Source organism: Klebsiella sp. 28 (assembly GCF_018223905.1).
Lineage (GTDB): Bacteria > Pseudomonadota > Gammaproteobacteria > Enterobacterales > Enterobacteriaceae > Klebsiella > Klebsiella pneumoniae.
The window spans coordinates 1-7,072 of the sequence record NZ_JAGRQY010000234.1; the positions used below are offsets into that span (position 1 = coordinate 1).

Here is a 7,072-nt window from a genome sequence, read left to right on the forward strand (position 1 = left end):
GACCGTAGGTCGGGTAAGCGAAGCGCCACCCGACACAACAAACCGCACTCAAACGTGAATGTAGTCGAATTCGTTGAAAATCGGTCCTGAACGGGACTTTAACAAGGAATAAAAATCGCCATGTTACTACCCTGGCTAATATTAATTCCCTTTATCGGCGGCTTCCTGTGCTGGCAGACCGAACGCTTTGGCGTGAAAGTGCCGCGCTGGATCGCGCTGATTACCATGGGACTGACGCTGGTGCTTGGCCTGCAGCTGTGGATGCAGGGCGGCTATTCTCTGACGCAATCCGCGGGTATTCCGCAATGGCAGTCGGAATTCGTGCTGCCGTGGATCCCACGCTTCGGCATTAGCATCCATCTGGCGATCGACGGCCTGTCGCTGCTTATGGTGGTGCTGACCGGTCTCCTCGGCGTGCTGGCGGTGCTCTGTTCGTGGCGTGAAATCGAAAAATACCAGGGCTTCTTCCACCTCAACCTGATGTGGATCCTGGGCGGCGTTATCGGCGTGTTCCTCGCCATCGACATGTTCCTGTTCTTCTTCTTCTGGGAAATGATGTTGGTGCCGATGTACTTCCTGATCGCGCTGTGGGGCCACAAAGCCTCGGACGGTAAAACGCGTATCACAGCGGCCACCAAGTTCTTCATCTATACCCAGGCGAGCGGTCTGGTGATGCTGATTGCCATTCTGGCGCTGGCCTTCGTCCACTTCAACGCCACCGGCGTGTGGACCTTCAACTATGAAGATCTGCTGAAAACCCCAATGTCTCACGGCGTGGAATACCTGCTGATGCTCGGCTTCTTCATCGCCTTCGCGGTGAAAATGCCGGTGGTGCCGCTGCACGGCTGGCTGCCGGACGCTCACTCCCAGGCGCCGACCGCCGGCTCTGTCGACCTCGCGGGGATCCTGCTGAAAACCGCCGCCTACGGTCTGCTGCGCTTTGCGCTGCCGCTGTTCCCGAATGCCTCCGCCGAGTTTGCACCCATCGCCATGTGGCTGGGCGTGATTGGTATCTTCTACGGCGCGTGGATGGCCTTCGCCCAGACCGATATTAAACGCCTGATCGCCTACACTTCCGTGTCCCACATGGGCTTCGTGCTGATTGCTATCTACACCGGCAGCCAGCTGGCCTATCAGGGAGCGGTGATCCAGATGATTGCTCACGGTCTGTCCGCGGCGGGTCTGTTCATTCTGTGCGGCCAGCTGTACGAACGTCTGCACACCCGCGATATGCGCCAGATGGGCGGCTTGTGGAGCAAAATTAAATGGCTGCCGGCGATGTCGATGTTCTTCGCGGTCGCCACCCTGGGGATGCCGGGCACCGGTAACTTCGTCGGCGAATTTATGATCCTGTTCGGCAGCTATAAAGTGGTGCCGACGATCACCGTCATCTCCACCTTTGGTCTGGTATTCGCGTCCGTTTACTCGCTGTCGATGTTACATCGCGCTTACTTCGGTAAAGCGAAGAGCGAAGTGGCGGCGAAAGAGTTGCCGGGGATGTCCCTGCGTGAACTGTCTATCATCCTGCTGCTGGTGGTGCTGCTGGTGCTGTTGGGCTTCTTCCCGCAGCCGATCCTCGACACCTCGCATGCTGCGATGAGCAACATTCAGCAGTGGTTTGTTAATTCTGTTTCTACTACAAGGCCGTAATTCGCCATGACAATAACTCCACAACAACTGATCGCACTGCTACCGCTGCTGATCGTCGGCTTGACGGTGGTGGTTGTGATGCTCTCCATTGCGTGGCGACGCAATCATTTTCTCAATGCCACGCTGTCGGTTCTTGGACTTAACGCCGCGCTGGTCTCGCTCTGGTTCGTCGGCCAGAACGGGGCGATGGACGTCACGCCGCTGATCCGCGTTGACGGCTACGCCATGCTTTACACCGGTCTGGTGCTGCTGGCGAGCCTCGCGACCTGTACTTTCGCCTACCCGTGGCTTGAGGGTTACAAGGACAACAAAGAAGAGTTCTACCTGCTGGTGCTGATCGCCGCCCTGGGCGGCATTCTGCTGGCCGGTGCGAATCATCTGGCGGCGCTGTTCCTCGGTATTGAGCTGATTTCGCTGCCGCTGTTCGGCCTGGTTGGTTACGCCTTCCGCCAGAAGCGTTCGCTGGAAGCGAGCATCAAATACACCATCCTCTCCGCGGCAGCTTCGTCCTTCCTGCTCTTCGGTATGGCGCTGGTGTATGCGAACTCCGGCAACCTGTCCTTCCTCGCGCTGGGCAAAAGCCTGGCGGACAACATGCTGCACGAGCCGCTGCTGCTGGCGGGCCTCGGTCTGATGATCGTCGGTCTTGGCTTTAAACTGTCGCTGGTGCCGTTCCACCTGTGGACGCCGGACGTTTACCAGGGGGCGCCTGCGCCGGTCTCCACCTTCCTGGCGACCGCCAGCAAGATCGCTATCTTCGGCGTAGTGATGCGTCTGTTCCTGTACATGCCGGTGGGCAACAGCGAAGCGGTACGTGTGGTGCTGGGCCTGATCGCCTTCGCCTCTATCATCTTCGGTAACCTGATGGCCCTGAGCCAGACCAACATTAAGCGCCTGCTCGGTTACTCTTCCATCTCCCATCTCGGCTATCTGCTGGTGGCGCTGATTGCCCTGCAGAGCGGTGAAATGTCGATGGAAGCCGTGGGCGTTTACCTGGCCGGTTACCTGTTCAGCAGCCTCGGCGCGTTCGGCGTGGTCAGCCTGATGTCCAGCCCGTACCGCGGCCCGGATGCTGACTCGCTGTTCTCCTACCGCGGCCTGTTCTGGCACCGTCCGATCCTGTCGGCTGTGATGACGGTGATGATGCTCTCCCTGGCCGGCATCCCGATGACCCTCGGCTTTATCGGTAAGTTCTACGTGCTGGCCGTCGGTGTGCATGCGCATCTGTGGTGGCTGGTTGCCGCGGTGGTTGTCGGCTCGGCGATCGGTCTCTACTACTACCTGCGCGTTGCCGTCAGCCTGTACCTCAGCGCCCCGGAGCAACTGAATCGCGATGCGCCGTCAAACTGGCAGTACAGCGCCGGCGGTATCGTGGTGCTGATCTCCGCGCTGCTGGTGCTGGTGCTCGGTATCTGGCCGCAGCCGCTGATTAGCATCGTGCAGCTGGCGACGCCGCTGATGTAAGTTGATTGACTCAATAAAAAACCGCCGGGATGGCGGTTTTTTTATGCCCGGATTTTACGCCATCTTGTAGACCATAAAGTCTTCTGCCAGCAGCGTGTTAGGGAAAATCTCCCGGCATTCCGCCAGCATACGCAGACAGCCTTCGGCATCGTAGCGCGAGCTAAAGTGGGTGGCGATCAGCGTACCGACCCCCGCTTCTTTGGCAAGCGCCGCGGTCTGCTGACTGGAAGAGTGGCCGCGGCTATTGGCTTTCTCCGCCATCGCCTGCTCAAGGGTGGTTTCGTGGACCATTACATCCGCCCCGCGAGCCATCTCCAGCGCCTGCTGGCAGGGGGCGGTATCGCCGAAGATGGCCAGCGTTTTACCCGGGGTCGCAGGTCCCAGATAGCGGCTGCCGTCGATGACCCGGCCATCTGCCAGCTCGACGCGCTGTCCGCGCTTGAGTTGATGGAACAGCGGCCCGGGAGGTACGCCATCGGCAATCAGCTGGGCGGCGTCGAGGGTGCCGGGCTTGTCATGCTGCGCAATGCGATACCCATAGCACTCCACCGGATGGCTGAGCGGATACGCGGTGACCCGATAGCCCTCTTCGTCGAACACCAGACCAGGGCCGACTTCGATGATGGTGAGCGGATAGTCGGTCCACGAACCGCTCAGGCGCAGCGCGGTCTCAACAAACTCTTTGAGTCCTTTTGGCCCGTAGAGGGTGAGGGGCAGGGAGTTTCCCTGCATCGAGCGGCTGCACAGCAGGCCGGGTAGGCCGAACAGGTGGTCGCCGTGCAGATGGGTAATAAAAATCTTATTCAGTTTGCCGGGATGGTAGGGCGTGTGAAGAAACTGATGCTGGGTCCCTTCGCCGCAGTCAAACAACCACATTTCGGCGCGGGTCGGCTGTTGCAAATTCAGTATTATCGACGTCATATTACGCGTGCGGGTCGGCACCCCGGCGGATGTCCCCAAAAAAGTTAATTCCATCGTCCAGTGTCCTCAGGGCGAGTCGCAAAGTATCAGTATATCAATAAGGAGCAGCAGATGATGACCTGGCAGGATCTCCACCATAGTGAACTCACCGTTCCCCAGCTGTATGCGCTGCTGAAATTGCGCAGTGAAGTCTTTGTCGTAGAGCAGCAGTGCGTCTATCAGGATGTCGACGGCGATGATTTGGTTGGTGAAAATCGCCATCTGCTCGGCTGGCGCGATGGCGAACTGGTGGCCTACGCGCGGATCCTCAAAAGCGAAGAGGAGTTTGCGCCGGTGGTGATTGGCCGGGTCATCGTCAGCCCCGCCGCCCGCGGTGCGAAGCTCGGCTATCAGCTGATGGAGCAGGCGCTGGCCAGCTGTCAGCAGCACTGGCCGCAAAAGGCGATTTACCTCGGGGCGCAGGCGCACCTGCAATCCTTTTACGCCTACTTTGGTTTTACGCCGGTGACTGAGGTCTATGATGAGGATGGCATCCCCCACATTGGCATGGCGCGAGAAAAGCGCGCTGTCTGACTCCTCTGCACCCTCGTCCACACGCAGCTCTGGCCCGGCGAGCGGGTAAGATAAAACCCGCTCCCTCATCATGGGTACTGCTATTCCGCCGTCGAACCCCTTATAATGTGGGGTTTTACTACCGTGGAGGTTTGCGTGCTGTCTGTTTCCACTGCGCTGGCCCGTTTGCAAGACGGCCTGGGCGAGTCTTTTCCAGACTTGCCCGGCACGCGAATTATCGATGTTGCTTTTCCGCTGAATGATGCCTTCGATCCGCTACTATGGTGCGGCCAGCAGGCGCAATGGCCGCAGTTTTACTGGCAGCAGCGCAATGGCGATGAGGAACTGGCGACGCTGGGGGCGGTAAAAACCTTTTTCTCGCTCGACGCGGCGAACCGCTTTTTACGCCAGGTCGGCCGGCAGGATCTGCGTATCTGCGGCCTGAATGCGTTTGAACCGCAGCAGGGCAGCCTGGCGCTGCCGCGTCTGGAGTGGCGCCGGTGCGGCGGCAGGGCCGTGCTGCGGCTGGTGCTGCATAGTGATATCTCCCTGCGTGAGGATGCCGCGACGGCCCGCGCGTTTCTCGCCAGCCTGACAACCACTCAGGCGACTCCCGGCGCCATACCGCCGTTGCTGAGCGAGCGCCACTCATCCGACTATCCTCAATGGCAGGCAATGATTGCGCGGGCGACTAAGGCGATCAGCGCCGGTGAAATGGATAAAGTAGTGCTGGCGCGGGCAACCGACCTGCAGTTTGCCGCCCCGCTGGACGCCGTGAGCATCATGGCGGCTAGCCGGCGCAGCAATCTTAACTGTTTTCATTTCCTGATGGCGTTCAATGCCCGGCAGGCATTTTTCGGCTCCACGCCGGAACGGCTGTGGCGCCGGCGCGGCGCGCTGCTGCGCACCGAAGCGCTGGCGGGGACCGTCGCGAACCATCAGGAAGACGCGAAGGCGCAGCAACTGGCCGACTGGTTGATGAAAGACGACAAAAACCAGCGGGAAAACATGCTGGTGGTAGAGGATATCTGCCAGCGCCTGCAGAGTGAGGCCTCGACGCTGGACGTCCTGCCGCCGCAGGTGGTGAGGCTGCGTAAGGTGCAGCATCTCCGACGCTGCATCTGGACCGAGCTGGCGGCGCCTGACGACAGCCGCTGTCTGCTGCAGCTGCAGCCCACCGCCGCGGTGGCCGGCCTGCCGCGCCGGGCGGCGCTGGCGTTCATTCAGCGTCATGAACCGTTTTCCCGCGAATGGTACGCCGGGTCCGCCGGGTATCTGTCACTGGCGCAAAGCGAGTTTTGCGTGGCGCTGCGTTCGGCGAAAGTGAACCACGACACCCTGCGGCTGTATGCCGGGGCGGGGATCGTCAGCGGCTCTGATGCACAGCAGGAGTGGCAGGAGATTGACAACAAAGCGGCCGGGCTGCGCTCGCTGCTGTGTCCATAAAGCTTGAATGACGATGCATATCAAAACGACGTCACTTTGCCTTATCTATACTTAGCATCAATATTTGATACCGGACAATTTCATGTCAGTAAGCGCATTTAACCGACGCTGGGCGGCGGTGATCCTGGAAGCTTTAACGCGCCATGGCGTGCAGCATATCTGCATCGCGCCGGGCTCGCGCTCGACACCCTTAACCCTGGCGGCGGCGGAAAACCGCGCCTTAATCCATCATACCCATTTCGACGAACGCGGCCTCGGCCACCTGGCGCTCGGACTGGCGAAGGCCAGCCGGCAGCCGGTGGCGGTGATAGTCACCTCCGGGACCGCCACCGCAAACCTCTATCCGGCGCTGATTGAGGCAGGGCTCACCGGTGAAAAGCTGATCCTGTTAACCGCCGACCGTCCGCCGGAGCTGATCGACTGCGGCGCGAACCAGGCTATCCGCCAGCCGGGGATGTTTGCCTCCCATCCTGCGCAGACGATTTCTTTGCCGCGTCCCTCGCAGGATATTCCTGCCCGCTGGCTGGTCTCAACCATCGACCAGGCGCTGGGCGCGCTGCACGCCGGCGGGGTGCATATTAACTGTCCGTTCGCTGAACCGCTGTATGGTGATATGGATGAGACCGGCGTGGAGTGGCAGCAGCAGCTCGGCAACTGGTGGCAGAGCGACAAACCCTGGCTGCGCCAGGCGCTGCAGTTAGAGAGCGAGAAGCAGCGCGACTGGTTCTTCTGGCGACAAAAACGCGGCGTCGTCGTGGCGGGCAGAATGAGCGCCGCGGAAGGGAAAAAGGTCGCTGAGTGGGCGCAGACCCTCGGCTGGCCGCTGATCGGCGATGTCCTGTCGCAGACCGGGCAGCCGCTGCCGTGCGCCGACCTGTGGCTGGGCAACGGCAAAGCGGTCAGCGAGCTGGCGCAGGCGCAGATCGTCGTGCAACTCGGCAGCAGCCTGACCGGCAAACGCGTGCTCCAGTGGCAGGCGACCGGGCAGATTATCCACCAGCCAGTATTCATCCGGCTCGCAGGTCGCCTGCCACTGGAG

At 60.5% G+C, this 7,072-nt stretch carries 6 protein-coding genes; 5 read left to right on the forward strand and 1 reads right to left on the reverse strand.

The features are described 5' to 3' along the window. Positions 1 to 120 precede the first annotated feature (120 nt). Together nuoM and nuoN are read left to right on the forward strand one after the other, a co-directional pair. Entirely contained in the window at positions 121 to 1,650 is a 1,530-nt protein-coding gene (gene nuoM / locus KHQ28_RS27015) for an NADH-quinone oxidoreductase subunit M (RefSeq protein WP_002913146.1), read from the forward strand. A gap of 6 nt (positions 1,651 to 1,656) precedes the next feature. Further along, positions 1,657 to 3,114, forward strand: a complete 1,458-nt coding sequence (gene nuoN / locus KHQ28_RS27020; protein ID WP_004151107.1) for an NADH-quinone oxidoreductase subunit NuoN — start codon at positions 1,657 to 1,659, stop codon at positions 3,112 to 3,114. A gap of 54 nt (positions 3,115 to 3,168) precedes the next feature. Here nuoN and rnz read toward each other — a convergent pair whose 3' ends face one another. Continuing rightward, positions 3,169 to 4,089, reverse strand: coding sequence for a ribonuclease Z (gene rnz / locus KHQ28_RS27025; RefSeq protein WP_032418618.1), 921 nt, complete (start codon positions 4,087 to 4,089; stop codon positions 3,169 to 3,171). Positions 4,090 to 4,146: 57 nt separating this feature from the next. Here rnz and KHQ28_RS27030 point away from each other — a divergent pair, with 57 nt between their 5' ends. The 3 genes from KHQ28_RS27030 to menD form a co-directional block, all read left to right on the forward strand. Continuing rightward, complete coding sequence (locus KHQ28_RS27030) at positions 4,147 to 4,608, forward strand: GNAT family N-acetyltransferase (protein WP_021313293.1); 462 nt, start codon at positions 4,147 to 4,149, stop codon at positions 4,606 to 4,608. Positions 4,609 to 4,743: 135 nt separating this feature from the next. Beyond that, positions 4,744 to 6,033 (forward strand): isochorismate synthase MenF, encoded by a 1,290-nt coding sequence (menF, locus tag KHQ28_RS27035; protein ID WP_019705503.1) that lies wholly within the window; start codon positions 4,744 to 4,746, stop codon positions 6,031 to 6,033. Between the two features lie 82 nt (positions 6,034 to 6,115). After that, a partial coding sequence (gene menD, locus KHQ28_RS27040; protein ID WP_211777754.1) for a 2-succinyl-5-enolpyruvyl-6-hydroxy-3-cyclohexene-1-carboxylic-acid synthase occupies positions 6,116 to 7,072 on the forward strand: 957 nt, incomplete at its 3' end.

What these genes read in the sequence shown, in the direction of transcription:
- nuoN (WP_004151107.1), top strand. Translation starts at nt 1,657, where the DNA reads ATGACAATAACTCCACAACAACTGATCGCACTGCTACCGCTGCTGATC.
- rnz (WP_032418618.1), bottom strand. Translation starts at nt 4,089, where the DNA reads ATGGAATTAACTTTTTTGGGGACATCCGCCGGGGTGCCGACCCGCACG.
- nuoM (WP_002913146.1), top strand. Translation starts at nt 121, where the DNA reads ATGTTACTACCCTGGCTAATATTAATTCCCTTTATCGGCGGCTTCCTG.
- KHQ28_RS27030 (WP_021313293.1), top strand. Translation starts at nt 4,147, where the DNA reads ATGATGACCTGGCAGGATCTCCACCATAGTGAACTCACCGTTCCCCAG.